At 73.4% G+C, this 26,063-nt stretch carries 16 protein-coding genes; 8 read left to right on the top strand and 8 right to left on the bottom strand.

From position 1 onward, the window contains the following. The first annotated feature begins 92 nt into the window (after window positions 1-92). On the top strand, window positions 93-1,169 hold the full coding sequence (locus tag ACZ69I_RS23960) for a DUF2637 domain-containing protein (RefSeq protein WP_467678277.1): 1,077 nt from the start codon (window positions 93-95) through the stop codon (window positions 1,167-1,169). Window positions 1,170-1,205: 36 nt separating this feature from the next. Here the strand turns inward: ACZ69I_RS23960 and ACZ69I_RS23955 are convergent, their stop codons facing one another. Further along, the gene (locus tag ACZ69I_RS23955; RefSeq protein ID WP_470834451.1) at window positions 1,206-1,691 is read right to left on the bottom strand and encodes an ATP-binding protein; all 486 of its coding nucleotides are present in this window, start codon (window positions 1,689-1,691) and stop codon (window positions 1,206-1,208) included. 176 nt (window positions 1,692-1,867) lie between these two features. Here ACZ69I_RS23955 and ACZ69I_RS23950 point away from each other — a divergent pair, with 176 nt between their 5' ends. Beyond that, on the top strand, window positions 1,868-4,912 hold the full coding sequence (locus ACZ69I_RS23950; protein ID WP_470834449.1) for an alpha-mannosidase: 3,045 nt from the start codon (window positions 1,868-1,870) through the stop codon (window positions 4,910-4,912). Window positions 4,913-4,937: 25 nt separating this feature from the next. Here the strand turns inward: ACZ69I_RS23950 and ACZ69I_RS23945 are convergent, their stop codons facing one another. From ACZ69I_RS23945 to ACZ69I_RS23935, 3 genes are all read right to left on the bottom strand, one after another. Then, complete coding sequence (locus ACZ69I_RS23945) at window positions 4,938-6,680, bottom strand: pyruvate dehydrogenase (protein ID WP_470834448.1); 1,743 nt, start codon at window positions 6,678-6,680, stop codon at window positions 4,938-4,940. A gap of 120 nt (window positions 6,681-6,800) precedes the next feature. Then, entirely contained in the window at window positions 6,801-8,621 is a 1,821-nt protein-coding gene (locus tag ACZ69I_RS23940; RefSeq protein ID WP_470834447.1) for a protein phosphatase 2C domain-containing protein, read from the bottom strand. 138 nt (window positions 8,622-8,759) lie between these two features. Then, window positions 8,760-12,512 (bottom strand): S8 family peptidase, encoded by a 3,753-nt coding sequence (locus ACZ69I_RS23935; protein WP_470834445.1) that lies wholly within the window; start codon window positions 12,510-12,512, stop codon window positions 8,760-8,762. Between the two features lie 205 nt (window positions 12,513-12,717). Here ACZ69I_RS23935 and ACZ69I_RS23930 point away from each other — a divergent pair, with 205 nt between their 5' ends. Both ACZ69I_RS23930 and ACZ69I_RS23925 read left to right on the top strand, forming a co-directional pair. Continuing rightward, on the top strand, window positions 12,718-13,722 hold the full coding sequence (locus ACZ69I_RS23930; RefSeq protein WP_470834443.1) for a helix-turn-helix domain-containing protein: 1,005 nt from the start codon (window positions 12,718-12,720) through the stop codon (window positions 13,720-13,722). 43 nt (window positions 13,723-13,765) lie between these two features. Continuing rightward, on the top strand, window positions 13,766-14,248 hold the full coding sequence (locus ACZ69I_RS23925) for a DUF456 domain-containing protein (RefSeq protein WP_467678264.1): 483 nt from the start codon (window positions 13,766-13,768) through the stop codon (window positions 14,246-14,248). On the opposite strand, the gene ACZ69I_RS23920 is transcribed toward ACZ69I_RS23925, so the two are convergent. Continuing rightward, window positions 14,235-15,665, bottom strand: a complete 1,431-nt coding sequence (locus ACZ69I_RS23920; protein ID WP_470834661.1) for a DNA-3-methyladenine glycosylase 2 family protein — start codon at window positions 15,663-15,665, stop codon at window positions 14,235-14,237. The genes ACZ69I_RS23925 and ACZ69I_RS23920 overlap by 14 nt on opposite strands. A 256-nt stretch (window positions 15,666-15,921) precedes the next feature. After that, complete coding sequence (gene rsgA / locus ACZ69I_RS23915; RefSeq protein WP_470834441.1) at window positions 15,922-17,082, bottom strand: ribosome small subunit-dependent GTPase A; 1,161 nt, start codon at window positions 17,080-17,082, stop codon at window positions 15,922-15,924. A 539-nt stretch (window positions 17,083-17,621) separates the two neighbouring features. On the opposite strand from rsgA, the gene ACZ69I_RS23910 reads away from it, so the two are divergent. Both ACZ69I_RS23910 and ACZ69I_RS23905 read left to right on the top strand, forming a co-directional pair. Beyond that, the gene (locus ACZ69I_RS23910) at window positions 17,622-18,839 is read left to right on the top strand and encodes a cytochrome P450 (protein WP_470834440.1); all 1,218 of its coding nucleotides are present in this window, start codon (window positions 17,622-17,624) and stop codon (window positions 18,837-18,839) included. Between the two features lie 9 nt (window positions 18,840-18,848). Continuing rightward, the gene (locus ACZ69I_RS23905; protein ID WP_470834439.1) at window positions 18,849-19,052 is read left to right on the top strand and encodes a ferredoxin; all 204 of its coding nucleotides are present in this window, start codon (window positions 18,849-18,851) and stop codon (window positions 19,050-19,052) included. 33 nt (window positions 19,053-19,085) lie between these two features. Here the strand turns inward: ACZ69I_RS23905 and ACZ69I_RS23900 are convergent, their stop codons facing one another. Continuing rightward, window positions 19,086-21,629 (bottom strand): polysaccharide lyase family 8 super-sandwich domain-containing protein, encoded by a 2,544-nt coding sequence (locus tag ACZ69I_RS23900; protein WP_470834438.1) that lies wholly within the window; start codon window positions 21,627-21,629, stop codon window positions 19,086-19,088. Between the two features lie 444 nt (window positions 21,630-22,073). On the opposite strand from ACZ69I_RS23900, the gene ACZ69I_RS23895 reads away from it, so the two are divergent. Further along, window positions 22,074-22,235, top strand: a complete 162-nt coding sequence (locus ACZ69I_RS23895) for a hypothetical protein (protein ID WP_470834437.1) — start codon at window positions 22,074-22,076, stop codon at window positions 22,233-22,235. 43 nt (window positions 22,236-22,278) lie between these two features. Here ACZ69I_RS23895 and ACZ69I_RS23890 read toward each other — a convergent pair whose 3' ends face one another. Continuing rightward, complete coding sequence (locus ACZ69I_RS23890; protein ID WP_470834659.1) at window positions 22,279-22,932, bottom strand: pyridoxamine 5'-phosphate oxidase family protein; 654 nt, start codon at window positions 22,930-22,932, stop codon at window positions 22,279-22,281. A 260-nt stretch (window positions 22,933-23,192) separates the two neighbouring features. Here ACZ69I_RS23890 and ACZ69I_RS23885 point away from each other — a divergent pair, with 260 nt between their 5' ends. Then, on the top strand, window positions 23,193-26,054 hold the full coding sequence (locus tag ACZ69I_RS23885; protein WP_470834435.1) for a glycoside hydrolase family 2 TIM barrel-domain containing protein: 2,862 nt from the start codon (window positions 23,193-23,195) through the stop codon (window positions 26,052-26,054). Window positions 26,055-26,063: the final 9 nt, after the last annotated feature.

Raw genomic sequence — 26,063 nt, 5'->3', positions numbered from 1 at the left:
GGCGTTCTCTTGCCCCGAAACCCCCTGCCTGCCGTCGGGGTTGGGTCAATATGGCGCCCGATACGCCCTACCGCAACGCAAGGGACCCCCAGATGAGACTGACCGACATATCGCTGGACTGGCTGCTTCCCGGCGGCGTCCTGCTCCTGGGCATGCTGGTGGCGGTGGCGGTGCTCGCGCGCGGCAGGCGAGGCCACGGCAAGGCGGCGAAAGGGAGTGCGGGCGACGACTCGTGGGAGCGCACCGAGGAACGCCGCAGGCGCAAGGAAGCCATCTACGGCACCGCCTCCTACGTGCTCCTGTTCTGCTGCGCCGCCGTCGCGGCCGCGCTCTCGTTCCACGGCCTGGTCGGCTTCGGGCAGCAGAACCTCAGCCTCTCCGGGGGCTGGGAGTACCTGGTCCCGTTCGGCCTCGACGGCGCGGCGATGTTCTGCTCCGTCCTCGCCGTGCGCGAGGCGAGCCACGGCGACGCGGCGCTCGGTTCACGGCTGCTCGTGTGGACGTTCGCGGGCGCGGCCGCCTGGTTCAACTGGGTGCACGCGCCCCGGGGGTTGAGCCACGCGGGCGCTCCGCACTTCTTCGCCGGGATGTCGCTCTCGGCGGCGGTGCTCTTCGACCGCGCGCTGAAGCAGACCCGCCGGGCGGCACTGCGCGAGCAGGGCCTGGTGCCGCGGCCGCTGCCGCAGATCCGCATCGTGCGGTGGCTGCGCGCGCCCCGCGAGACCTTCGCGGCCTGGTCGCTGATGCTCCTCGAAGGCGTACGCACCCTGGACGAGGCCGTCGAGGAGGTCCGGGAGGACCGCCGCGAGAAGGAGAGCGCACGGCTGCGCAGGCGCGACCAGGAGAAGCTGGAGCGCGCGCAGCTCAAGGCCCTCAGCCGGGGCCACCGCACCTGGCAGGGCCGCGGCGGCGGCCGTCAGGTGGAGGTGCAGGCCGTCTCGCAGGCCGCCGGGTCCGCGCAGGTCGGCGCGGACCCTGCTATACCGGCGCAGGAACAGCTGCCGGTACGCTCCCGTCCCTCCCTGCAGGCCGTCAGGAACGGCCCTGACGGCTCCGACCCCGTCGCCCCCGTCACCGTCGACCTGACGGCGGAGGACGACACCCAGGCCCTGCCCCGGCTCGATTCGCTGGAGCAGAAGCTGAAGGACTTGGAACAGCAGTTCGGCTGACCGCACCGGGTCCGGCCGGTCCGGCGGCGGCACGGCTCACACCGTGCCGCCGCCGTCCAGTTCGAACCACACCACCTTTCCCACCCCGTGCGCCCGCACGCCCCACGCGTCGGCGAGGGACTGCACGAGGATCAGGCCCCGTCCGTTCGTACCGTCGTCGGCGTTCGGTACCCGCGGCTCGGGGCGGACCCCCACGAAGTCCCGCACCTCGACGCGCAGGCCGCGCGGGCCCAGGGTCGCGGTGACGTACGCGTCGTGATCGGTGTGCACCAGTGCGTTGGTGACCAGTTCGCTGGTGAGGAGTTCGGCCGTCTCGGATCTTCCGGGCTTCCCCCAGTGCCTCAGAAGTTCCCTCAGGGCCCTCCTGACCTCGGACACGGCGCGCAGATCGGCTCTTCCCAGCCTCCGCGTGAGCTGTCCGCTGTCCGGTCCTTCCGGCGCCTCGCCGGCCCTCTCGTCCTGTTCTCTCGGCGAGGAGGCCCCGATTGCCCCGGAGCCACCCCCACGTGACTGCCTCGTCATGACCCCCGCCCACAAAGCGATGTCTCTGCCTCCCTGCTCGAACAACCTCACGACATGCATGCCCCGGGCGCATGGCGGCACGCTTGTCGAATCGTCAACCAACGGCGGTGGGTGCGGCACGGCATCGGGGGGAAGTGAAGCGGTGGACACCGCCGCTTCAGCCCCGAGGAGCCCGAGTGCACGACGACCGACTGCTGGTGGAAGGCCGCCTGGAGCGGGCACTGCGCCAGTTCATCCAGCCCGCCCAGTACACGCTGCGCACCCCGCTGTCCCTCTCCGTCTGGCACGCGCCGGGCGAGCCGGTGCCGGTCGGGACGGCCCTCGAAGCCGCGTACGAACCCTTCGAGACCGGCACCGAGTGGGGAAACCCCTGGTCCACCAGCTGGTTCCGCATGCGGGGCCGGGTGCCGCAGGAGTGGCGCGGCCGGCGGGTCGAAGTGGTGATCGATCCCGGCTTCAGCGGGGACGGCCCCGGCTTCCAGGCGGAGGGCCTCGTCCACGACGCGTCGGGCGTGCCCCTCAAGGGCGTTCACCCGCGCAATCGGCATATTCCGGTGGCCTCCCCCGCCCGGGGCGGCGAGCCGGTGCACCTGCTCCTGGAAGCGGCGGCCAATCCTGTCGTTCTGCACGACTTCATGCCGACACCGCTCGGCGACGTACTGACCGCAGGCACTACCCCGATGTACCGATTCGCGTCTGCCGATCTCGCCGTACTGGACGAGGACGTATGGCAGTTGACCTTGGACATCGAGGTGCTCTCCGAGCTGATGCGCGAACTGGACCCCGAACGTCCGCGTCGCCACGAGATCCTGCGCGCCCTGGAGGACATGCTCGACGCGCTCGATCTGCACGACGTGCCGGGCACGGCGGCCGCGGCCCGCGCCGAGCTCGCCGGCGTCCTCGCCCGTCCCGCGCACGCCAGCGCGCACCGGGTGTCGGCGGCCGGTCACGCGCACATCGACTCGGCGTGGCTGTGGCCGCTGCGCGAGACGGTGCGCAAGGCTTCGCGGACCTTTGCCAATGTGACGGCGCTGGCCGAGGAGTATCCGGAGCTCGTCTTCGCCTGCTCGCAGGCCCAGCAGTACGCCTGGGTGAAGGAGCACCAGCCGCACGTCTGGGAGCGCGTCAAGAAGGCCGTGGCGGACGGGAACTGGGCACCGGTGGGCTCGATGTGGGTCGAGTCGGACGCCAACATGCCGGGCGGCGAGGCGCTCGCCCGGCAGATCACGCACGGCAGGCGGTTCTTCCGGGAGGAGTTCGGCGTCGAGACGGAGGAGATCTGGCTGCCCGACTCGTTCGGCTACACCGCCGCCTTCCCGCAGTTGGCGAAGCTCGCGGGCATCCGCTGGTTCCTCACGCAGAAGCTGAGCTGGAACCAGTCCAACAAGATGCCGCACCACACCTTCTGGTGGGAGGGCATCGACGGCACCCGGGTCTTCACCCACTTCCCGCCCGTCGACACCTACAACTCGCAGTTCCACGGCGCCGAACTCGCCCACGCCGAGCGGAACTTTGCCGACAAGGGGCGCGCGTCGCGCTCCCTGGTGCCGTTCGGCTGGGGCGACGGCGGGGGCGGCCCCACCCGCGAGATGATGGAGCGGGCCCGGCGGCTGCGCTCCCTGGAGGGGTCGCCGCGCGTCGAGATCGAGAAGCCGTCGGCGTTCTTCGCGGCGGCCGAGGAGGAGTACGGGGCGCAGGCCCCCGTCTGGTCGGGCGAGCTGTACCTGGAGCTGCACCGCGCCACCTACACCACGCAGGCGGCGACCAAGCGCGGCAACCGGCGCAGTGAACACGCCCTGCGCGAGGCCGAGTTGTGGTGCACGGCGGCCGCGGTGCGCGATCCCGCGTACGTGTATCCGTACGACACCCTGGACCGGCTGTGGAAGACGGTGCTGCTGCACCAGTTCCACGACATCCTGCCGGGCTCGTCGATCGCCTGGGTGCACCGGGAGGCGCGCGACACCTACGAGCGGGTCCTCGCCGAGCTCGACGAGATCACGGCGGCGGCCGTGCGGTCGCTCGGGGCGGGCGGGCCCGCGGCCCTGAACGCCTCGCCGTACCCGCGCGACGAGGTCGTCGACCCGGGCGACGGCACGCTGGTGCGCGTCGACGTCCCCGCGCTCGGCAGCCGGAGCCTGGACGCCGCGCGGGACGCGGGGCCCGGGGCTCTCGCGCACACGACCGGCGACACGATCCTGCTCACCAACGAGCACCTGAGCGTCACCGTCGACGCCGCCGGGCTGCTCACCTCCGTCAAGGACCTGGACGCGGGCCGGGAGGTCCTCGCCGCCCCCGGCAACCTCCTCCAGCTGCACCCCGACCACCCCACCCACTACGACGCCTGGGACCTCGACAAGCACTACCGGCGCCGGCACACCGACCTCGACGACGCCGAGTCCGTCGAACTCGTCGAGGACGGGCCGCTGCGGGTCGCGGTGCGCGTGGTGCGGTCCTTCGGGGACTCACGGATCACCCAGGAGATCCGGCTCGCGGCGGGCAGCCGACGCCTGGACGTCGTCACGGACGTCGACTGGCGCGAGTCGGAGAAGGTCCTCAAGGCCGCGTTCCCCCTCGACGTGCACGCCGAACGGTCCGCCGCCGAGATCCAGTTCGGCCATGTGCACCGGCCCACGCACGCCAACACCGGCTGGGACGCGGCGCGTTACGAGATCTGCGCGCACCGCTGGCTGCGGGTGGCCGAGGAGGGGTACGGCGTCGCCGTGCTCAACGACTCGACGTACGGCCACGACGTGACGCGCGAGGAGCACGGCGACGCGCTCGGCACCACCGTGCGCCTGACCCTGCTGCGGGCCCCGCACAGCCCGGACCCGGAGACCGACCGGGGCACGCACCGCTTCACGTACGCGCTGCTGCCGGGGGCGGGCACCGGTGACGCGGTGGCGCAGGGGCTCGCGCTCAATCTGCCGCTGCGGGTGGCCGACGCGCCCGTCCTGCCGTCGCTGGTGAGCGTCGACCACCCGGCGGTCACCGTCGAGTCGGTGAAGCTCGCCGACGACCGCAGCGGCGATGTCGTCGTACGGCTCTACGAGTCGCGCGGCGGACGGGCGGCGGCCGTGCTCGGCACGTCGTTCCCGGTGGCCCGGGCCGAGGTGGCCGACCTGCTCGAACGGCCGCTGCACGAGGCGGAGACGGGCGAGGCGGGCCTCGCTCTCGCGCTGCGGCCGTTCCAGATCGTCACGCTGCGGCTGCGGCCCGCCTGAGCGGGCGCCGGTGCCGGGGCCGGTGTCACGGCCTCGGCACGTTCCGCAGGTTCGAGCGGGCCATCTGCACCATCCGGCCCACCCCGCCGTCAAGCACGATCTTGCTGGCGGAGAGGGCGAAACCGGTCACCATGTCCGAGCTGATCCTGGGCGGGATGGAGAGGGCGTTCGGGTCGGTCACGATGTCGACGAGGGCGGGGCCCTTGTGCGCGAAGGCGTCCTTGAGGGCGCCGGCCAACTGCTTGGGCTTCTCGACGCGGACGCCGTAGGCACCGGCGGCGCGGGCGACGGCGGCGAAGTCGGGGTTGTGGTTGGCCGTGCCGTAGTTCGGCAGCCCGGCCACCAGCATCTCCAACTCCACCATTCCGAGCGATGAGTTGTTGAACAGGACCACCTTCACCGGCAGGTCGTGCTGGACGAGGGTGAGGAAGTCGCCCATCAGCATCGAGAAGCCGCCGTCGCCCGACATCGAGACGACCTGCCGCTTGCGGTCGGTGAACTGGGCGCCGATCGCCTGCGGCAGGGCGTTCGCCATCGAGCCGTGGCTGAAGGAGCCGATGATGCGGCGCTTGCCGTTGGGGGTGAGGTAGCGGGCCGCCCAGACGTTGCACATGCCGGTGTCGACGGTGAAGACCGCGTCGTCGGCGGCGAGGTCGTCGAGGACGGAGGCGACGTACTCCGGGTGGATCGGGACGTGCTTCTCGACCTTGCGGGTGTACGCCTTGACGACCCCCTCCAGGGCGTCGGCGTGCTTCTTCAGCATCTTGTCGAGGAACTTGCGGTTCGACTTCGGCGAGACACGCGGGGTCAGACAGCGCAGCGTCTCGCGCACGTCGCCCCAGACGGCGAGGTCCAGCTTGGAGCGGCGCCCGAGGTTCTCGGGGCGCACGTCCACCTGAGCGATCTTCACGTCGTCCGGCAGGAACGCGTTGTACGGGAAGTCCGTGCCGAGCAGGATCAGCAGGTCGCACTCGTGCGTCGCCTCGTAGGCGGCCCCGTACCCCAGCAGCCCGCTCATGCCCACGTCGTACGGGTTGTCGTACTGGATCCACTCCTTGCCGCGCAGGGCGTGGCCCACCGGGGCCTTGATCTTCTCGGCGAACTCCATCACCTCGGCGTGCGCGCCCGCCGTGCCGCTGCCGCAGAAGAGGGTGACCTTCCGCGCCTCGTCGATCATCGTCGCGAGCTGTTCGATCTCCGTGTCGCCGGGGCGCACGGAGGGGCGGGTGGTGACCAGCGCGGTCTCGGCGGCCCTCTCCGGGGCGGGTTCGCCCGCGACGTCGCCGGGCAGCGACACGACGCTGACGCCGCTGCGGCCGACGGCGTTCTGGATGGCGGTGTTCAGCAGCCTCGGCATCTGCTTCGGCGTCGAGATCATCTCGCTGTAGTGGCTGCACTCGCGGAACAGCTGGTCGGGATGGGTCTCCTGGAAGTACCCGAGGCCGATCTCGCTGGACGGGATCTGCGCGGCGAGGGCGAGGACCGGGGCCATCGAGCGGTGCGCGTCGTACAGGCCGTTGATCAGGTGGAGGTTGCCGGGGCCGCAGGAGCCCGCGCAGGCGGCCAGGCGGCCGGTGATCTGGGCCTCGGCGCCGGCCGCGAAGGCGGCGGTCTCCTCGTGCCGCACCTGGACCCAGTCGATCTCCTTGGTGCGGCGGATGGCGTCGACGACCGGGTTGAGGCTGTCGCCGACGACTCCGTACAGGCGCTTGACGCCCGCGCGGACGAGGATGTCGACGAACTGCTCGGCGACGTTCTGCTTGGCCATGCTGTACGCACCTCTCGACGCTGGTGAACCGTGGCTCACCCCGTGTGACCCGTGGACCCGGTCTTCACTCGTGCTCCCGCTCGGTCGTTCCTCGGGTCCATGAAGTCACAGGTGCGGCGGTCATGCCTCCCAGACCGCGGCGGCCGTGCGGTCGTCGGCGTACCCCTTGACCCTGACCTGGACGTCGGCCAGGAAGGCGGCGAGACCCGGCGGGCCGCTCTTCTCCCATCTGCGGGTGAGGTGTTCGGCCAGCTCGGGCTCGCCGCGCAGCGGTTCGGCGAGGCCGCCGCTGCACAGGACGAGAGCGTCACCCGGGCGGGCGACGGAGGCCCGGAAGCGGAAGGGCTCCCTGGGCGGCTCGGGGGCCGGTTCGTAGGGGCTCGGCGGGGTGGTGATGCCGAGGTCCATGGTGAGGTGGTCGCCCTCGGGGCTCTGCGCGGGCAGCGATCCGAAGCCGACGACGGCGTCGCCCGTGGCGTCGGCGACGCGCGGCTCGATGTCCTGCCACTCGCCGCCGCGCAGCCGGAAGAGGCCGCCCCCGCCGACGCCGAAGAAGACCCGCGTACGGCAGCGGGGGTCGGCGGGCAGGAGGAGGCAGCGCAGGGACGCCGTGTACTCCTCGGGCTCCAGGCCCAGGTCGACGGCGCGGGCGCGGAGCTTGCCGAGGCTGCGGTCGGTGAGCCGGTGCAGGCCGGACTTCAGGTCGCCGCGCCGGGCGGCCCTGATGTCCTCGGCGAGGCGCCGGTGGCTGCGGCCCACGGCCCGGCCGATCCACCCGCAGGCCTCGGCGGCGGCGCGGTGCGCTCCCGGGGTCGCGCGGGCGCCGGTGGCCATGGCGACGAGCACCAGGGAGTCCTCGCCCGCGCCGAAGCGGGCGGTGAGCAGGGAGTCCCGGCGCGGCTCGCCGCGGTACCGGGCGGAGTCCCCGCGCACGGAGGCGGCGCGCAGCGTGCTGGTCCCGTACCGGGCGCCGTCGAGCACGGTGTCGGCGACGAGGTCGCCGAGGTCGTCCGGGTCGGCGGCGGGCAGCACGGTGGGCTCGGCCTCGTAGGTGGGCGGCCCGTCCCCCACGTAGACGAGCCCCGTACCGGCCGTCCCCGCCTCCTCGCGCCCCTCTCCGGACGCTCCGTGCCCGCCGCCCGGTCCTGGCTGCCGACCACGGTCGTCGGGCCCGCGCGAAGCGGACTCGTCGCCGCGGGGCGCCTCGGTGGAGGGCGTGGAGTGCGCGCCCCCCTTCCCCGCCCCACCGGCCGGAAAGGTCACGGGCCCGCTGGGGGCAGTGGGGGGCGGGGCCCAGGGGGCGGGAGCGGCAAAGGTGGGCGGCCCCGCGGGTTCGGCACGCTGCCGGCCCGGGGCGCGTCCGTTCTGCGCGGGCGGCCGCCGGGGCGGGGCGGGTGGCTGGGGCGGGGCGGGCGGATCGGAGGGGGCGGGCGGGACGCCCGCCTGCGGCGACCGGCGCGGCACCGGTCGCTCCGGGGGCACTTCGCCGGGAGCCACGAAGGGTCCACCCCGCCCGGGGTCATTCGACGCGGAACCGTCCGGCGCGGGGCCACGTGGCGCGGGGTCACGCCGTCCGGGGACGCCCGGCACGAGGTCACCCGGTGCGGGACCGCTCGGCACAAGGCCCCCCGGCCCGGGGTCGCGCGGCGCGGAACCGTCCGGCACGGAGCCGGGTGACGCAGGGACACCCCGCCCGGGGTCGCCCGACGCAAGGTCGTCCGGCGCGGAGCCACCTGGCGCAGTCCCACCCCGCCCCTGCTCGCCCGGCGCGGAGTCGCGCTGCGTGGGGAAGCCTTCCTGCAGGGCGTTCGTCGCCGAGGCGAATCTGTCGTCGAGGGTGTCCGGCGCGGGCGCGGGACCCGTGTCCGGCGCGGAGTCGTCGTACAGCTGTCCCCACCAGTCGTCGTCGCGGCCGGTGGGCCTGTCCCCCTGCTGGCTCATGCCCCTATTTTCCACCGCGGAGCCCGTACGAAAACGGTGCATCCGGAAAATTTCCGGCCGCCGGGGGGAGGGGAGACGACGGAGACCGCCGGGCGGGCCCACCCCCCACAGGAGGACCGCCCGGCGGGGCCGGTGTGGCTAGCGCACGTCGTACGCGCGGGCCACGGTCTGCGTGACGGAGTTGCCGTGGGCGTCCGTCAGCCGGGTTCTGAGCCAGACCTGTCGGCCGGCCGCGCCCGTGTGGTTCACGGTCGCGCGCCACGTGCCGTCGTGTTCGGCGGTGGTGGCCGCCTGCCACGTCTGGCCCTCGTCGTAGGAGTACGACAGCTTCGCTTCCTCGAGCGCTCCCGGCTCGTAGCCCGCGTGCCCCGTCGCGCCGAGTTCAATCCGCAGCCCGTCCTTCGCGGGCAGGGTTTTGAGGCCGTCCTCCGGGAGGCGGTAGGTCGGGAAGAGCATCGGGATGCCCTGCGAGTACGCCTCCTCGTCGAGGTGCGAGCGGAACGACCAGGTGGTTTCCGTCCCCGTCGACCGGTGCCAGACCCGCGAGCCGATCTTCCGCGTGGTGAGGGTGAGTTCGTAGCGGGAGTCCTCGGCCGGGACCGTGAAGACCCCGGACGGCCAGCCCGACTCCCCCACGACCTCTCCGTCCCGCTCCAGCCGCACCGAACCGATGTCGCCGAAGCCGCCCTGGATCCCCGCGTGTCCGGCATCGGACCAGAAGCCGGGCGCGACGCCGATCAGATTGCCCTGCCGCTCCCCGGCGAGCGCCGGATCGCCCGCCGCGTCGCGCGGGGTGCCGGGCACGAGGACCCCGTCGTACCAGGTCTCGTCGCGCCGCTCCCCCTTCTCGTACGTACGCACCGGGTCGATCATGAACTCGCCGTACGGGAAGCTGCTGGAGACCTGGTGGCCCCAGCCGGTCGTGCCCGCCGAGTAGTACTCCGTGCGCTTGCCGGGGGCAGGCACGGACGCGAGGTCGCCGAAGTAGATCTCCAGCCCGCCGGGCCGGGCGGCCGAGGGCAGGTCCACGTAGTCCGTGGTCTCGCCCATCGCCCGGTACGTCGACCGGTTCGCGGCAAGGTCCTTGTCCCGTACCCGGTAGGTGCGGTCGTCCCGGATCCGGCCCTTCTCAGGGAACGCCAGGTTGTAGACGTACGGGCTCCTGGCCGTCGCCCTCCACTTCAACTGGACCTCACCGACGTGCAGTTGAGCAAGGAGCGCCGCCGCCTCGTCCGTCGGGATGCCGAGGACCGGCAGCGGGGAGCCGGTGAACCCGGCCGACGGGTACCAGCGGCCGGGGGCCGCGCGGTGGGCGATGACGGCGAGCGCGCCCGCCTTCTTCGCGTCGGCCGCCGCGGTGGCCGCCTGCCCGCTGTCCGGGACCTCGACGAGCGCGATCCTGCCCCTGACCCCGGCGGCGGCGAGCTCGTCCGGCGTGCCGGACCCGGCGTCGACGAGGACCGCCCGGCCGGTTCCGTCCAGGTTGGCGGAGCCGGTCGAGGCCGTCACGGGGTGCAGCGACGTGCCGCCCACGACGGCGAGTTCGGAGATCTGGGGAGCCGCCGTGCGCCAGTAGCTGCCCGACTCGAAGGTGCCTTCGGACGGCTTGCCCTCGACGGACCGGTAGTAGCCGCGGATCGTGCGGGGGCCCGCCGCGGTGCCCGCGTGCAGCCAGTGGTCCTTGCCCCAGGTGCGGGCGAAGGCGAGGGTGGCGCCGCGGACTTCGGAGGCCTTGTCGGTCCGGACGGCGACGCGGTGCGCCGTGCGGGCGTCGAGCGTGACCGTCGTGTCCTTCGTGACCTCGATCTGGGGGCGGGCGAGGTGTGTGAGGGAGTCCGTCAGGGTGCCGCCGGCCTTGTCGCCGGTCGCGATGAAGCTCGTCAGGAAGTAGGCGCCCGGGCGCACTTGGTACGTCTGGTCGTTGGCGCCCTCGTTGAAGCGGCGTTCGCCGCTCGCCGTGTCCGTGCCGATGAGGTCCACCGACGACGGCCCGTCGGCGGGCTTGCCGTTGCGGTCGACGAGCTTCACGCGGAGGCTGACGGTCTCCGGCTGGACGTAGAGGGAGAAGGGGGTCGAGACGCGGGCGCCGCCCTCCACCGTGGCGAGGACGCGTCCCGTGACGTCACCGTACTGGGCACGCTCGAGGTCCGCGTCGGGCGTGAGCTTCAGCGGCACCTCGACGGTGGCCCCTGCGGGGACGCGCACGGAGCGCTTGCCGAGCCGCGCGATGCCGGAGTTCACGGCGGATCCGTCGTTGCCGGTGACGCCCGCCACCGTGAGCTTCAACTGCACCGCTTTGTCAGTGGTGTTGGTGTAGGGAACGGCGACCGCGGTGCGGTCCGAGGCGTCCTGCGGCCAGCCGAAGCTGCCGCCCCGCACGGCGGGCGAGCCGAGCACCTGCTGGTCGATCGCGGCCTTGGCGTCGAGCCGTCCGCCACCGGTCTCGCGCGCGTCGCCGGGGACCCCGCTGTCGGCGGACGACACGAGGGCCGCCTTGATCTGCCGCGCGCTCCAGCCGGGGTGGCGCTGCTTGACGAGGGCGGCGGCGCCCGCGACGTGCGGGGTCGCCATCGACGTACCGCTCATGGACCGGTAGGCGTGGGGGCCGCGACCACCGGCCGCCGCGGCGGAGATGCCGACGCCGGGCGCGGCGATCTCCGGCTTGAGCGTGTGCGAGCCGTACGCGGGGCCTCGGCTGGAGAAGGGGGCGGTGCTGTCGTCGCGGTCGACGGCGCCGACGGTCAGGACGCTCGGTGCGCAGCCGGGCGAGGAGACGGAGTTGAGGGCCGGGCCGGTGTTGCCCGCCGCGATGACGAAGAGGGTGTCCTTGGCCGACCGCGCGAGTTCCTCGGTCGCCGTGCTCATCGGGTCGGTGCAGTCGGTCTGCGCCGGGTTGCCGAGGCTCATGGAGATGACGTCGGCCTTCTGGTCGACGGCCCACTGCATGCCCGCGATGATCCAGGAAGTGGCCCCGGAACCGGAGTCGTTGAGGACCTTGCCGTGCAGGAGCCCGGCGCCGGGCGCGACGCCCTTCTTCTTGCCGCCGCTCGCCGCGCCGGTGCCGCCGACGGTGGAGGTGGTGTGGGTGCCGTGGCCCTGGCGGTCCTCGTCGTCCGGGGAGTCGGTGAAGTTCTTCCGCGCCCCGACGCGGCCCTTGAGGTCGGGGTGTTCGGCGTCGGCCCCGGTGTCCAGGACGGCGACCTTGGTGCCCTTGCCGTCGTAGCCCGCGGCCCAGGCCTCGGGGGCGTGGACCTGTTTGGTCGACTTGTCGAGGGTGGCCTCGACCTTGGCGTCGAGCCAGAGCTTCTTCAGGTCGCCCGCCGCACGGGACCTGGGGTTCGCGATCTCCGCCCAGAAGGCGGCGGCCTTCTTCTTGTCGGCCTTCAGGGCGACGCCGTCGACGGGTTCGAGGACGGGGCCGCGCTCGGCGCCGCGCGGGGTGGCGGGCAGCGCGCGGGCGACGTCGACGGACTTGTCGTACACGGCGATGAGCGGCAGCTTCTCGGCGTGTGCGTCGTCGTAGCCCTGACGGACAAGGCCGGTGACGTTGAACAGTTCCTCGTCGACGCGGCCCGTGGCGATGGCGTGCTCGGCGCCCTCGGGGTAGACGTACAGGTCCTTGCCGGACCGGCGCGTCTGGATCAGCGGAGCGGTGCCGTCCGCGCCGGGCAGCGCGGCCGCCCCCGACCCGCCGTCGCCGTCGGACGTCACCAGGATCCGGTCGCCGGTGACGAGGGTGACGACGGAGCCGCCGCCGTCCCGCGCGGCGCTCCCGGTCAGCGGCGGCCGCTCCGCCGACGGTCGTGGCTCGGCCACGGACGGGACGGCCGCGGTGACGGCCAGGACGGCGGCGGAGGCCGCCACCGAAGCCGTACGCGATATCGGGCGCATCGCTCTCCCCAGGGTTGACGGGCATGCGGAACCGCAGGCCGATTCGGCCCAAAGGCCGCATAAGCGGCCGCGGTTGGTGCTGCGGTGGCGTCACCTTGGCAGAGAGACGGGTGGTGCGGGGATGATGTCCCCGGGCGGGTTTACGCCGTGGCCGTTTCCCGCCACGGCGCCGCCGGAACGGAGCCGTGGGGAGGGACGTCGCCGCATGCTGGCAGCGATCGGTCTGGACGAGACGCACGAGTCGGCGTACCGCGCACTGGTGTCGGTGGGCGCCGCCGACGTCGCGGACCTCGCGCGCAGGCTCACACTCGGCGAGCCGGAGACCGAGCGGACGCTGCGCCGCCTGGAGCGGCACGGCCTGGCCGCGCAGGCGTCCGGCAGGGCGGGCCGCTGGGTGGCGGCGCCGCCCGGTGTCGCGCTCGGCGCGCTCCTCACCCAGCAGCGGCACGAGCTGGAGAAGGCCGAGCTGGCGGCCACGCTGCTCGCCGAGGAGTACCGCGCGCAGGCCGCCGAGCCCGCCGTCCACGACCTGGTCGAGGTGGTCACCGGGGCGGCCGCCGTCTCCCAGCGCTTCCTCCAGCTGCAACTGGGGGCGGCCGACGAGGTGTGCGCCCTGGTGACCGGCAGCCCCGTCGCGATCACCGGCACGGAGAACAGCGCGGAGGAGCAGGCAACGGGCCGTGGCGTGCGCTACCGCGTGGTGGTCGAGCGCACGGTCCTCGACCTGCCGACCGGCCTCGTCGAGCTGTCGACGGCGATCGGCAGGGACGAGCAGGTGCGGGTGGTGGACCGGGTCCCGACCAAGCTGGTCATCGCCGACGGCTCGCTCGCCATGGTCCCGCTCACCTCGCGCACGGCCGAGCCCGCGGCGCTCGTCGTGCACGCCAGCGGCCTGCTCGAATCGCTGACGGGCCTCTTCGAGGCGGTGTGGCGCGAGGCGCTGCCGCTGCGCCTCGGCGAGGACGGCTCCACGGTCGTCGAGGACGCCCCCGAGGGCCCCGACGGCACGGACCTGGAGATCCTCTCCCTGCTCCTCGCGGGCCTGACGGACGCCAGCGTCGCCAAACAGCTCGACCTGGGGCTGCGCACCGTGCAGCGCCGGGTGAAGCGCCTGATGGAGCTCGCGGGCGTCACGACGCGGCTCCAGCTGGGCTGGCACGCGTACGAGAGGGACTGGGTCGCCCGGCGCTCCCGCCCACCTCGGGACTGACGCCTGACCTGCGGTTTCACGGAATCTCAGGCACGCTTGACGGATGGGAGCGTGGGAACTCCTGCTGGTCGGCGTGGTGATGCTGCTCGGCCTGTGCGGAGTGCTGGTGCCCGGCGTACCGGGGTCGTGGCTGGTGTGGGCCGCGGTCCTGTGGTGGACGCTGTACGACCCGAACGGCCTCGCCTGGGGCATCCTCGTCGGTGCGACCGTGGTGCTGCTCGCGGCGCAGGCCGTGCGCTGGCAGCTGCCGCCCCGACGGCTGCGGGAGAGCGGCGCGACGCCCCGGATGGCGGTCTTCGCCGGGGCCGGGGCGCTGCTCGGCTTCTGCGTGCTGCCGGTGATCGGGGCGATCCCCGGCTTCATCGGCGGGATCTACGCGGGGGAGCGGCTGCGGCTCGGCCGGCACGGCGAGGCGGCGGCCGCGACGCGGACGGCCCTGCGGATGGGCGGGAGCAGCGTGCTGACCGAGCTGTTCGCGTGCCTGCTGATCGTGGGGGCGTGGCTCGGGGCGCTCATCTGGGGCTGACGTACGGCCGGGCTCGGCCGGCGTCGTGTGCCAGATGGCGCAGGGCGTACGAGCGCCACGGGCGCCAGGCGTCGACGGCGGGTTCCGGCTCCCCCGGCAGGTTCACGTCGGGGTCGCCGAGGGCCCGCGTCCTGATGAGCGCCGCGGTCCGCGCGTCCATGCCGGGCAGCGCGAGGAGCCCCGCCTCCGCGTCGTCGCGGTCCGCGCCCGCGTCCAGGCGCAGGGAGCCGTCCGCGAGCACCGCGGCGAGGGCGCCGAGCGTGCCGGGCTCGGCCGCGAGGTCCGCCGGGGCGGGGAAGACGTGGCTGAGCCGCCCGCACGCGGCGTCGAGCACCTTGCCGTACCGCCGCACCAGCCGCTCGGCGCCCGCCCGCCCCACCAGCGCGCGCACCGCGAACTCGTCCGGGTCGGCGGCGCCCGGCGACCTGAGCCCGGGCCGGGCGGCGACGAGCGGGGCGAGCCGGGGGTCGGCGCCGAGCCGCGCGTCCACGGCGTACGGGTCGGCGTCGAGGTCGAAGAGGCGGCGCAGGCGCTGTACGGCCGTGGTGAGGTCGCGCAGGTCGCTCAGGTGCAGCCGGGCGTCGAGCCAGCCGCCGCGGTGCACGGCGTCGGTGCTCGACCCGCCGCCGGTCCCCGTGGTGACGTCGTGGTGCGCCTCCTCGACGGCCACGATGCCCGTGCCGTACGGCAGCCGGAGCGTGCGCCGGTAGGTGCGGGCGCCCCGCTCCCCCGCGACCTCCTCGATTCCGGTCACCGCCTCGTCGGCGAGCAGGTCGAAGACGGCGTCGGCGCGGTAGGGGCCCCGGTGGGCCAGGCGCAGCGGGATGCCTGCGGCGGGCGTGGGCCGGGCCGTGCCGCGCCGGGGGGCCGCGGCGCGCAGCGCGGTCGGCGTCAGCGCGTACACCGCCTTGACGGTGTCGTTGAACTGCCGGACGCTGGCGAACCCGGCGGCGAAGGCGATCTCCGTGACCGGCAGCTCGGTGGTCTGCAGCAGCACGCGGGCGGTGTGCGCGCGCTGCGCCCGCGCCAGGGCGACGGGGCCCGCGCCCAGCTCGGCGGTGAGCTGGCGCTGCACCTGCCGGGCGCTGTAGCCGAGGCGCCCGGCGAGGCCCGGAACGCCCTCGCGGTCGACGACGCCGTCACCGATCATGCGCATGGCGCGGCCCACCACGTCGGCGCGCACGTTCCAGTCGGCGGACCCGGGCACGGCGTCCGGCCTGCAGCGGCGACAGGCGCGGAAACCGGACGTCTGGGCGGCGGCCGCGGTGGGGTAGAACCGGACGTTCTGCCGCTTGGGCGTGACGGCGGGACAGCTGGGCCGGCAGTAGATCCCGGTGGTAGCGACGGCAAAGAAGAACTCCCCGTCGAACCGGGCATCCCGACTCCGCACGGCCTCGTACCTGGTCTCTTCATCGATCACCCCCTCATTGTGATCCACCCCCCACCCCCCCCGGCTGGCGGATTTCGGACACGACCTTTCCGGGGGAACGGTCCGGGGGCGCGGGGAACGGCGCGATCTTTTAGGGGCGCGGGGAACTGCGCGATCTTGTAGGGGCGCGGGGAACTCCGCAATCCTTCAGGGGCGCGGGGAACTGCGCGCCCAGCGACACCGAACCCGCAGCTCCCCCCACCCCCCAAGCCCCCCAATCCCCCGAACCCCACCCCGCCCAAGCTCAGCGCAAGCGCCCCCGCTTGATGTCGAGCGCCGCCTTCCCCTCCGCCCCCCGCAACCGCCACTGCCTCCGCATCTCCGCCCGAGCCCGCACATCCGTCTTGGCGACGATGCGCTGGTTCTCGCGGATCAGCTTGCGGTAGCTGTCGAGCCGCCGCTCCGGCAACGTGCCGTCCGCGACGGCGCCGAGCACCGCACACCCCGGCTCCGCCCCGTGCGCGCAGTCGTGGAACCGGCAGTGCCGCGCCAGCTCCTCGATCTCGGAGAAGACCTGCCCGACGCCGCTCTCGGCGTCCCACAGGCCCACGCCGCGCAGCCCCGGCGTATCGATGAGGACCCCGCCGCCGGGCAGCGGGATGAGGTTGCGCGTCGTCGTGGTGTGCCGCCCCTTGCCGTCGACGTCACGGATCGCCTGGACCTCCATGACGTCGGCCCCGGCAAGCGCGTTGGCCAGCGTCGACTTGCCCGCGCCGGACTGACCGAGCAGTACCGACGTACCGCCGGAGACAACGGCGGTGAGGACATCGACGCCCTCCCCCGTGGCGGCGCTGACCGGGAGGACCTGCACGCCGGGCGCCGTGGTCGCCACGTCCTCGACGAGGTGCCCGAGCGTGGTGGCGTCCGGCACGAGGTCGGCCTTGGTGAGGACGACGACGGGCTGCCCGCCCGACTCCCAGCCCAGCGCGAGGAAGCGCTCGATCCGCGCGAGGTCGAGCTCCACGGCGAGCGGCACCGCGATGATCGAGTGGTCGACGTTGGCCGCGAGGATCTGCCCCTCGGACCGCTTGGACGAGGTGGAGCGCACGAAGGACGTACGCCGCGGCAGGTACGCCTGTACGTAGCGGGGGTCGCGGCCGGCCGGGTCCACGGCGACCCAGTCGCCGGTGCACACGACCTTCAGCGGGTCGCGCGGGGTGACGAACTCGGTGTCGGCCCGCACGGTCCCGTCGGCGGTGACGACGTCGCACTGCCCGCGGTCGACCCGGACGACGCGCCCGGCGACCAACTGCCGAGCCGCGTACGGCGCGAACTCGGCCTCCCAGCCCGCGTCCCAGCCGTACGCGGCGAGGGGGTGCGAGGAACTCCCCAAAGAGGACGGGGAAGAGGAGGAGGACGAGGAGGACGAGAGAGAAGAAGAGGAAGACAAGGGGTGACCCTTCACAGGGGCGGCCCCGGCGTCCGCGCACGGTCGGCGCGGAGGTCGATCAGCTCAGCCGGAGGCCACGGAGGTGGACTTGATGAACTTCCGGATGCGGGCAGCGCCCATCGCAACGACAGCCATCGGTCAACACCTCCAAGTCTCGGCACGCTCGGTCCGGGGGCCGTACGGCCGCCCGGGAACATCCCAGAGCCTAGCCACGACGCCGAACCCGACGCCACCGCTTTTTCCACGGCTCCTCGGCCGGGCCCGAGCCGCGACTCTTCGCAGTCGGCCGGATTCCGCACCGTGACGGGCCTCGACAGCTCCCGTCCGTCGGCGAGATGACGCCACGGCGCCCCGCGCGAGCAGGCCGTTCGCGCTCGTGGCGCGGCCACCCGGCACCCGGACCCGCCCAGACGCAGGCGGGTTGCGCGGAGGGGGTGGTTCCGGACAGATGTCGCGGCGTGACGATCTGGCCGGTCTTGTCGTGGACGAAATAGATGCCCCAGGCATCCAATGGGCACGGACAGAGGGAAGAACTGCGCTTGCGAGGTACATCCATGACGGAGTCAACGAAGGCGATGGAAACCGTCTCCTTCCCCCAGGACCGCTCGTGTCCCTACCACCCGCCGACCGCATACGCGCCGCTGCGCGAGACCCGCCCGCTCTCCCGTGTCACCCTCTTCGACGGCCGCTCCGTCTGGGCGGTCACCGGGCAGAGGGCGGCCCGTGAGCTGCTCATCGACCCACGTCTCTCCGCGGACCGCCAGCACGAGGCGTTCCCCTCGCCGACCGAGCGCTTCAGTCGGCTCAACGACCGTCGCATCGCCCTCCTCGGCGTCGACGACCCGGAGCACAACACCCAGCGCCGGATGCTGATCCCGAGCTTCTCCGTCAAGCGCGTCGCGGCCATGCGGCCGCGCATCCAGGAGACCGTCGACACGCTCCTGGACGCCATGATCGAGCAGGGCCCGCCCGCCGAGCTGGTGAGCGCGTACGCGCTGCCCGTCCCCTCCATGGTGATCTGCGCCCTGCTCGGGGTGCCCTACGCCGACCACGAGTTCTTCGAGGAGCAGTCGCGGCGGCTGCTGCGCGGCCCCACCGCCGACGACACCCAGCGGGCGCGGGACGAACTGGACGCGTACTTCTACGCGTTGATCGACAGCAAGCGCGCCGCACCGGGCGACGGGCTCCTCGACGAGCTGATCGCGCAGCAGCTCGCCTCGGGCGCGCTCGACCGGGAGGAACTGGTCAGGCTGGCCTCGATCCTGCTGATCGCCGGGCACGAGACCACCGCCAACATGATCTCGCTGGGCACGTTCACGCTGCTCCAGCACCCCGACCGGCTGGCCGAACTGCGCGCGGGGCTGCGGGCCGAGCCGCCGTTGATGCCCGCCGCCGTCGAGGAGCTGCTGCGCTTCCTGTCCATCGCCGAGGGGCTGCTGCGGGTGGCCACGGAGGACATCGAGTTCGCGGGCAGCACCATCCGCGCCGACGACGGCGTCGTATTCGCCACGTCCCTCATCAACCGGGACGACGTGACCTACGAGGCCCCCGAGGAGCTGGACTGGCACCGCCCGGACCGCCACCACGTCGCCTTCGGGTTCGGCATCCACCAGTGCCTGGGCCAGAACCTCGCACGCGCCGAGATGGAGATCGCGCTCGGCACCCTCTTCGAACGGCTGCCGGGGCTGCGGCTCGCCGCGCCCGCGCGGGACATCCCGTTCAAACCGGGCGACACGCTCCAGGGGATGCTCGAACTCCCCGTCACCTGGTAGGGGGCGGCCATGGCGAGCACGGTGATTCACGTGGAGAAGGACCGTTGCGTGGGCGCGGGCATGTGCGCGCTCACCGCGCCGGGCGTCTTCACCCAGGACGACGACGGCCTCAGTGAGGTCCTGCCCGGCCGCCAGGACGGCGGCGGCGACCCCTTGGTGCGGGAGGCGGCGCGGGCCTGCCCGGTGCAGGCCATCAGCGTCGAGGAGAGCTGACGGACCGACAGAAGGAGTGCTACGGCAGGGGTTTCAGGGAGACAGTGTGGCCGTGAAGCTTCTGCCGTAGGCGTGATGGGTGTCGACCTCGACGCGGGTGCCGCCCGGCACCCCGCGCACCCTGACCCCCTGGTCCGCCGCGACCTTCCGCAGCGGGCGGCCGGGGAGCAGCACCGTCACGGTGTCCCGGTCCGTCGTCGGGTCGGACACCGCGAGGGAGACGGTCTCGGCGCGGGGCTCCCGGCGCAGGACGACCGAGGCGGGCCCGTGTACGTGCAGGCCCGCGGTCCGGTGCCAGCCGGAGGTGAAGGAGTTCGCGGCCGTCAGGCCGAGCCCGGAGTGGGCGAGGGCCTGCAGGCGCGCGGAGTTGGCGAGGACCCGCAGCGGCCCGTGGCGGTGGGCGCGCAGCTGGTCCTCGTCGGCGTTCGGCACCAACGCGTAGGCAAGACTGACGGGTTCGGAGCCCGCGGGGCCGTCGAGCGTGATGCCGAGGACCGAACGGGTCACCTCCGTGTCGGGGTTGGCGGTGCGCACGGTCCGGCGGCTGCGGGTGACCTCGGCCAGCGTCACCCGTACCGGCGGGGTGTCGAGGAACAGATAGCCGACGGCGGTCCCCCGGGTGGCGTTGGCGTGGCGCAGCCAGCGCAGGTCGGCGGTGCCGGGTCCTGTCCAGGGGCGGCCGTCGCGCCGCATGCCGGTCAGCGAGGTGCGGTCGGTCACGGCGGCGGTGCGGGCGTCGACGGTGGTGGTGACGGCCCGCCCCGCGGCGTCGCCGACGTCCGCGGCGAGCACCACGATCTCGTCGTCGAGCAGGAACCAGGACTTCGTCGCCGTCGCCCCCCGGTAGACCACGAAGTCGTCGGGCAGCAGGTGCCGGTCGCGGTACGCCACGTCGCTGGACTGCACCATTCCGGCCGCGCCGTAGGCCCCGAGGACCGCGCCGCCCGAATACCGGTTGGTGCCGCGCGGGAAGTAGACGTACGTGTTCTGCGACTCGGACGACGACGTGAAGTGGAGCGGGTGGCCGGGGTTGTCGTAGTACGGCTTTCCGTACAACTCCGGTACGGTGCGCCGTTGTTGGACGGGCGCGGTGACGCCCGCGAGGCCGTACGGCGAGACCGTGGTGTAGTAGTCGACGCCGTACGCCCGCGTCTGGTCCTGCCCGGCGAGGTAGAGGTAGTACGCCCCGTCGCCCTGGAACCACGGCATGAGGTTCTCGCCGCTCATGTACTCGTACTTGCTGATCCGGTCCGAGCTCCGCGCGAGGGCGAAGGCGTAGCCCGGCCTGCGGTGCACGGTCCTGTCCATGGCGTTGAACGCGACGCTGCGCGCCGGGGCGTTGAGGTCGGCGGCCGGGACGGTGGCGTCGCCGAGGATGTCGGCGTAGCGCACGATGCTGACCGGAGAGATGAACCGGGCCGGGTCGAGGGCGGCCCGCGAAGTGGCCCTGAGGTGCTTGACGTAGCTCTTCAGGGCGGTGGCCTCGGCGCCGACGGCGAGTGAGGAGAGGTCGACGACGGCCTCCACGACCACCGCCGCGTCGGTGTACCCGGAGTCCGGGCGCGACACCGCGCGGCCCTTGACGATCTCCATCATCCAGCCCTCGAACATCAGCGGGGCGAAGCCGTTCCGCACCCACCCGGTGACCGTCGGCACGAGCTCCTCGCCGTGTGCGAAGCCCGTACCCTCCAGGATCTTGAGGGTCTGGACGACGCGGGTGAGCAGCCCCTTGCCGTACGAACCGGTGTACGCGACGGAGGCGTGCTGGATGAAGGAGCCGTCCGCGTAATGACCGTCCGTCACCCCGTGTTCGAGGGCGTACGGGTCAATGGTGGCGAAGACCGTCAGCTGGTCGGCGAGGGCCTTGCGGATGCGGGCCTCGCCGGGCTCGCCCAGGAGGGCGCCCTGCAGGATCCGGTTGGTGGTGATGTCGGCGAGGTTGGCGCCGGTGTGGAAGCGCGAGTCGAGGTCGACGTCGCCGCCGGTGCCGTTGCGGAGGTAGGCGTCCATGGCGGCGACGCAGGTGGCCACGAGGCCGGGGCGGTGGGCGGCCACCGCGTCGGCGAGCAGGACCAGGGTCTTGCTGATGTGCTGGGAGATCCCGATCTCCCAGTGGAACCAGTTGCCGTAGTACCCCTTGGACTGGTCCCCGTAGTAGTGCTCGTGGAGCCAGCCGAGCCCGTCGATGACCCGGCGCTGCACGGCCGTGCTGCCGTACAGGTCGGCGGCCGTGCCCGGCGTGCGGGTGGCGAGGGCGATCTCGTAGAGCCTGCGGTAGGCGGTGTTCAGGTTGGCCTCGTCGGTGCCGAGGACCAGGCCCGCGAAGAGCTCCCCCGCGCCCGCGTCGTCCATCGCCTTGAGGCCCGCCCGCGCGGTCTTCTCGACGGCGGCGAGCTTCGCGGCCGTCTCCGGGCGGACGTTGGACGCGGCGGTCCCGGCGAAGACGGCCACGGTGTTGGCGAGCAGCCGGGCGCGGTCCGCCGCGGCGGTGGCCGCGCTCACCCGGCCCGCCGGGACCACCGCCAGGAAACCGCCGGCCGACAGGGCGGACAGCAGGCGTCTGCGGGTCATCTCCATGGCGGCCTCCAACGGTGACGTGCGGGGCGTTCCGGGGGCGTTTTGCGAGCGGAGTCAAGCAGAGGTCCCCACCGGCGACAAGGGTCCCGGCCCGCCGTCGCGACGCGGCGGATTGATAGCGTCCACTCCGATCACGGCTCCGATCATGGTGCCGTTCACGGGGGAAGGGGAGCGTCATGCCCGAGACGGGCGCGTCGCGTGCGGCTCGGCGGCGCACATGGCTGACGGTCTCCCTTCGGCGACCGCGGCGGTGCTCCTGGAGTGCGCCCGCGGCGGCGGCCTGCTCGTCACGGTGGGCGTGAAGGAGGAGGACGTCACCCTCGACGATCCGCGCAGGCGCGCCGCGTACGCGCGGATCGCCACGGCGACGGCCGCGACGGCCGCCGGGAACTGGGGCTGCGACGCCGACTTGGGCGAGGCGGGGGCGGGCCCGCGCTGTTCACCGTGCGGGACGACGGCGCCGGCCGGAACGGGTACGACGCCGGGGACGGGCGCCGCGCGACGGAGCCGTCCGCGAGCGACCTGGCGTACGAGCGGGCCGCGCTGCGGCAGTTCGCCGAGCGCTCGGCGCGGGCCCACGGGTGCGGGGCGCCGAAGCTGCCCTGAGAGCCCGCGGCCCGGCGCGACAGGGCCGTTCAGCGACAGGCTCTCAGCCCTGCCGGGTGCCGCCGCGGCCCGCGATGTGCGGGGGCGGGGCGATCCCGGCGGGCAGCAGGGGATCGGGAACGGGCGCACCCCAGGTGGCGGTCAGCGGGAGGTTTCCGGCCCAGATGCCGAGCTCCGCGTCGGGGCCCTCGCCGTCCTCCGGCGGGCCCTGCGCGACCTTGACCGAGGCCTCCGCCAGGGAGAGGGAGAGCAGGGTGGTCGCGGCGAGCTCCTTGCGGCTGGGGCGGCGGGCGTAGTCCCACTGGCCGGGCGTCGCGTGCTCGGTGAGCAGGCGCAGGCCGCGCAGCTTCTCGTCGGGGTCGCTCACGCGGCGGGGTACGCCGTGGATCATCGCGCTGCGGTAGCTGACGCCGTGTTCGAACACCGAGCGGGCGAGGATCAGGCCGTCGATGTGGGTGACGGTGACGCAGACGGCCGCCTCGGGATCGGCGGCCAGGCTGCGGCTGGCGACGGAGCCGTGCAGGAAGAGCTGGGTGTCGTCGCGGCCGTAGACGGTGGGCACGACCACCGGGTGGCCGTCGACGACCACGCCGAGGTGGCAGACGAAGCCCACGTCGAGGACCGCTTCGAGCTCGGCGCGGCACAGACTGCCCTGCTCGCGCAGGCGGCGGTGGCGGGTGCGGTCGGTGACGGGCAGGGTGCCGGGGAGCGTGGCACCGTCGGGGCGGGGCCGTGCGTCCGGGGGTGTTGGCTGCTCATATTGATCGTTCACATCGCGACAAGTTACCGATATCGCGTACGGGAAGCCATGGTTCGACGGAATTCGTCGCACCGCAGACCTCCCGGAACGGTATCCGCAGGACCCGGACAGCGCGTCCAAGCCGTCGCTGAAGAATCCAACGACTTCCGCCCCGCGACGATGGCGGGCCCCCGCCCCCGCACGGTCTGATGGACACCATGGAGCTTCCCCACCACGAGGACGTGTCCCCCGGCACCGGCACCCTGCCGCCCCGCACCTGGTACGCGGCGTCCGACGCCGCCGCCCTCTCCCTCGACGGCCGCTGGCGCTTCCGCCTCTCCCCCACCGCGGACGCCGAGGACGAGACCTTCGCCGCCGACGGGTACGACCCCGGCACCTGGGACGAGATCGCCGTTCCCGGCCACTGGGTGTTGCAGGGGCACGGCGCGCCCCAGTACACCAACCAGCTCTACCCCTTCCCGGTGGACCCGCCGCGCGTCCCCACCGAGAACCCGACCGGCGACCACCTGCACACCTTCGACCTGCCCGCCGACTGGCCGCGGGACGGCGCGGCCCTGCTGCGCTTCGACGGCGTCGAGTCCTGCGCCCGCGTCTGGCTCAACGGCACCGCGCTCGGCGACTTCAAGGGCTCCCGGCTCGCCCACGAGTTCGCCGTCGGCGAGCTGCTGCGCCCCGAGGGCAACGTCCTCGCCGTCCGCGTCCACCAGTGGTCCGCCGGATCGTACCTGGAGGACCAGGACCAGTGGTGGCTGCCGGGCATCTTCCGCGGCGTGACACTGCTGCACCGCCCCGAGGGGTGCGCCCGCGACTTCTTCGTGCACGCCGCCTACGACCACCGCGCGGGAACGGGCACGCTGCGGGTCGAATCCGAGGTCCAAGGGCGCGTCACCGTACCCGAGTTGGGCATCGACGTGCCGACCGGCGAGCAGGTCGTCGTACCCGTCGAGCCGTGGACCGCCGAGACGCCCCGCCTGTACGACGCGACCCTGGCCACGCCCGGCGAGCGGATTCCGCTGCGCGTCGGCTTCCGCACGGTCGCCGTCGAGGACGGCCTCATCACCGTCAACGGCCGCCCGGTCCTCTTCCGGGGCGTGAACCGCCACGAGTTCCACCCGGAGACGGGCCGCGCCCTCGGCCTCGACACCATGCGCGCGGACGTCCTGTTGATGAAGCGTCACAACATCAACGCCGTCCGCACCAGCCACTACCCGCCCCACCCCGCCTTCCTCGACCTCTGCGACGAGTACGGCCTGTGGGTGATCGACGAGTGCGACCTGGAGACCCACGGATTCCAGGCGGTGGACTGGCGCGGCAACCCGGTCGACGACGACCGCTGGACGCCCGCCCTCCTGGACCGCGCGGCCCGCATGGTCGAGCGCGACAAGAACCATCCGTCGGTGGTCGTCTGGTCGCTCGGCAACGAGTGCGGTACGGGCCGCGGCCTGACCGCCATGGCCGAGTGGATCCGGGCGCGGGACGGCAGCCGCCTGCTCCACTACGAGGGCGACCGCTCCTGCGCGGACACGGACGTGTACGCGCGGATGTACGCCGACCACGCCGAGGTCGAGCGCATCGGCCGGGGCGAGGACGAGGGGCCGCGGGAGCGGAGCGGGCTCCCCTTCATCCTCTGCGAGTACGCGCACGCCATGGGCAACGGCCCGGGCGGACTCAGCGAGTACCAGCGGCTCTTCGAGACCTACGAGCGGCTCCAGGGCGGCTTCGTCTGGGAGTGGATCGACCACGGCATCGCGCACCCCGAGCACGGCTTCGCGTACGGCGGCGACTTCGGCGAGGAGCTGCACGACGGCAACTTCGTCTGCGACGGCCTGGTCTTTCCCGACCGGACGCCGTCCCCCGGCCTCGCCGAGTACAAGAAGGTGATCGAGCCGGTCAGGATCGAGGGCGACGGGCCGGACGGCACGGTCGCGATCACCAACCTGCACGACTTCGCCGACCTCTCCCACCTCGCCTTCACCTGGTCGTACGAGAAGGACGGCAGGACGGTCGCGGACGGTGTCCTCGCGGTGCCGCCGGTCGGGCCCGGCGGGCGCGCCGAGGTGAAGCTGCCGCCCCCGCCGCGCCGCGACCCGGACGCCGCGACCCAGTGGACGGTGCGGGCGACGCTCGCCGGGGACACGGCGTGGGCACCCGCAGGGCACCTGGTGGCATGGGCCCAACTGCCCGTCGAGGAGGGCATGATGCTGCCGGTGCCCGGCGGCGCGGCACCGGTGCGGGACGCGGCGGGCCGGTCCATCACGCTCGGCGCCGCGACGTTCGACGCCCGCACCGGCACGCTCCTCACCTTCCGGGACCGCGAGATCAGGGAGCTGGCCCTGGACGTGTGGCGGGCCCCCACCGACAACGACAACGGCATGCCCTGGCGTCCCGAACCCTCCGTGGCCGCCCGCTGGCGCGCCCTCGGCCTGGACCGGATGCGGCACCGCGTCGACGCCGTCGAGCCGGTCGCCGACGGCCTGACCGTACGCACCCGGGTGGCTCCGGCGGCGAGCGACCTGGCGCTGCGCACGGAGTACCACTGGGTGTCGAACGGTGTCAGGCTGCAGCTGCGGATGACCGTGACACCGGAGGGCGACTGGCCGGTGCCGCTGCCCCGCATCGGCATCCGCTTCGGGCTGCCGGGCGCCGCAGGCCGGGTGCGGTGGTTCGGCGGCGGGCCCGGCGAGGCCTATCCCGACACGGCCGCCGCCTCGATGACGGGCCTCTGGGAGTCGGACGTCGACGCGCTGCAGACCCCCTACGTGCGCCCGCAGGAGAACGGCGCCCGCGCCGACGTCCGCTGGGTGGAGATCGGCGGGCTGCGCGTCGAGAGCGACGGCGCACCGGCCTTCACCGCGCGCCGCTGGACGACGCGGCAGCTCGACGCCGCCCGGCACCGCACCGACCTCACCCCCGGCGACACCGTCTGGGTCAACCTCGACAGCGCCCGGCACGGCATCGGCACCCAGTCGTGCGGTCCCGGCGTGCTGCCGCGCTACGAGCTGCGGGCCACGCCGGGACCGACGTCGTTCAGCTGCGTCTTCTCGCGTACGGACGAGTGATCCGCCGGG

It is taken from the genome of Streptomyces sp. NPDC036815 (assembly GCF_055609205.1).
This window is presented reverse-complemented; position numbering and strand designations above follow the sequence as displayed.

What these genes read in the sequence shown, in the direction of transcription:
- ACZ69I_RS23960 (WP_467678277.1), top strand. Translation starts at nt 93, where the DNA reads ATGAGACTGACCGACATATCGCTGGACTGGCTGCTTCCCGGCGGCGTC.
- ACZ69I_RS23955 (WP_470834451.1), bottom strand. Translation starts at nt 1,691, where the DNA reads ATGACGAGGCAGTCACGTGGGGGTGGCTCCGGGGCAATCGGGGCCTCC.
- ACZ69I_RS23905 (WP_470834439.1), top strand. Translation starts at nt 18,849, where the DNA reads ATGGCGAGCACGGTGATTCACGTGGAGAAGGACCGTTGCGTGGGCGCG.
- ACZ69I_RS23900 (WP_470834438.1), bottom strand. Translation starts at nt 21,629, where the DNA reads ATGGAGATGACCCGCAGACGCCTGCTGTCCGCCCTGTCGGCCGGCGGT.
- ACZ69I_RS23940 (WP_470834447.1), bottom strand. Translation starts at nt 8,621, where the DNA reads ATGAGCCAGCAGGGGGACAGGCCCACCGGCCGCGACGACGACTGGTGG.
- ACZ69I_RS23885 (WP_470834435.1), top strand. Translation starts at nt 23,193, where the DNA reads ATGGAGCTTCCCCACCACGAGGACGTGTCCCCCGGCACCGGCACCCTG.
- ACZ69I_RS23935 (WP_470834445.1), bottom strand. Translation starts at nt 12,512, where the DNA reads ATGCGCCCGATATCGCGTACGGCTTCGGTGGCGGCCTCCGCCGCCGTC.
- ACZ69I_RS23930 (WP_470834443.1), top strand. Translation starts at nt 12,718, where the DNA reads ATGCTGGCAGCGATCGGTCTGGACGAGACGCACGAGTCGGCGTACCGC.
- ACZ69I_RS23925 (WP_467678264.1), top strand. Translation starts at nt 13,766, where the DNA reads ATGGGAGCGTGGGAACTCCTGCTGGTCGGCGTGGTGATGCTGCTCGGC.
- ACZ69I_RS23910 (WP_470834440.1), top strand. Translation starts at nt 17,622, where the DNA reads ATGACGGAGTCAACGAAGGCGATGGAAACCGTCTCCTTCCCCCAGGAC.
- ACZ69I_RS23945 (WP_470834448.1), bottom strand. Translation starts at nt 6,680, where the DNA reads ATGGCCAAGCAGAACGTCGCCGAGCAGTTCGTCGACATCCTCGTCCGC.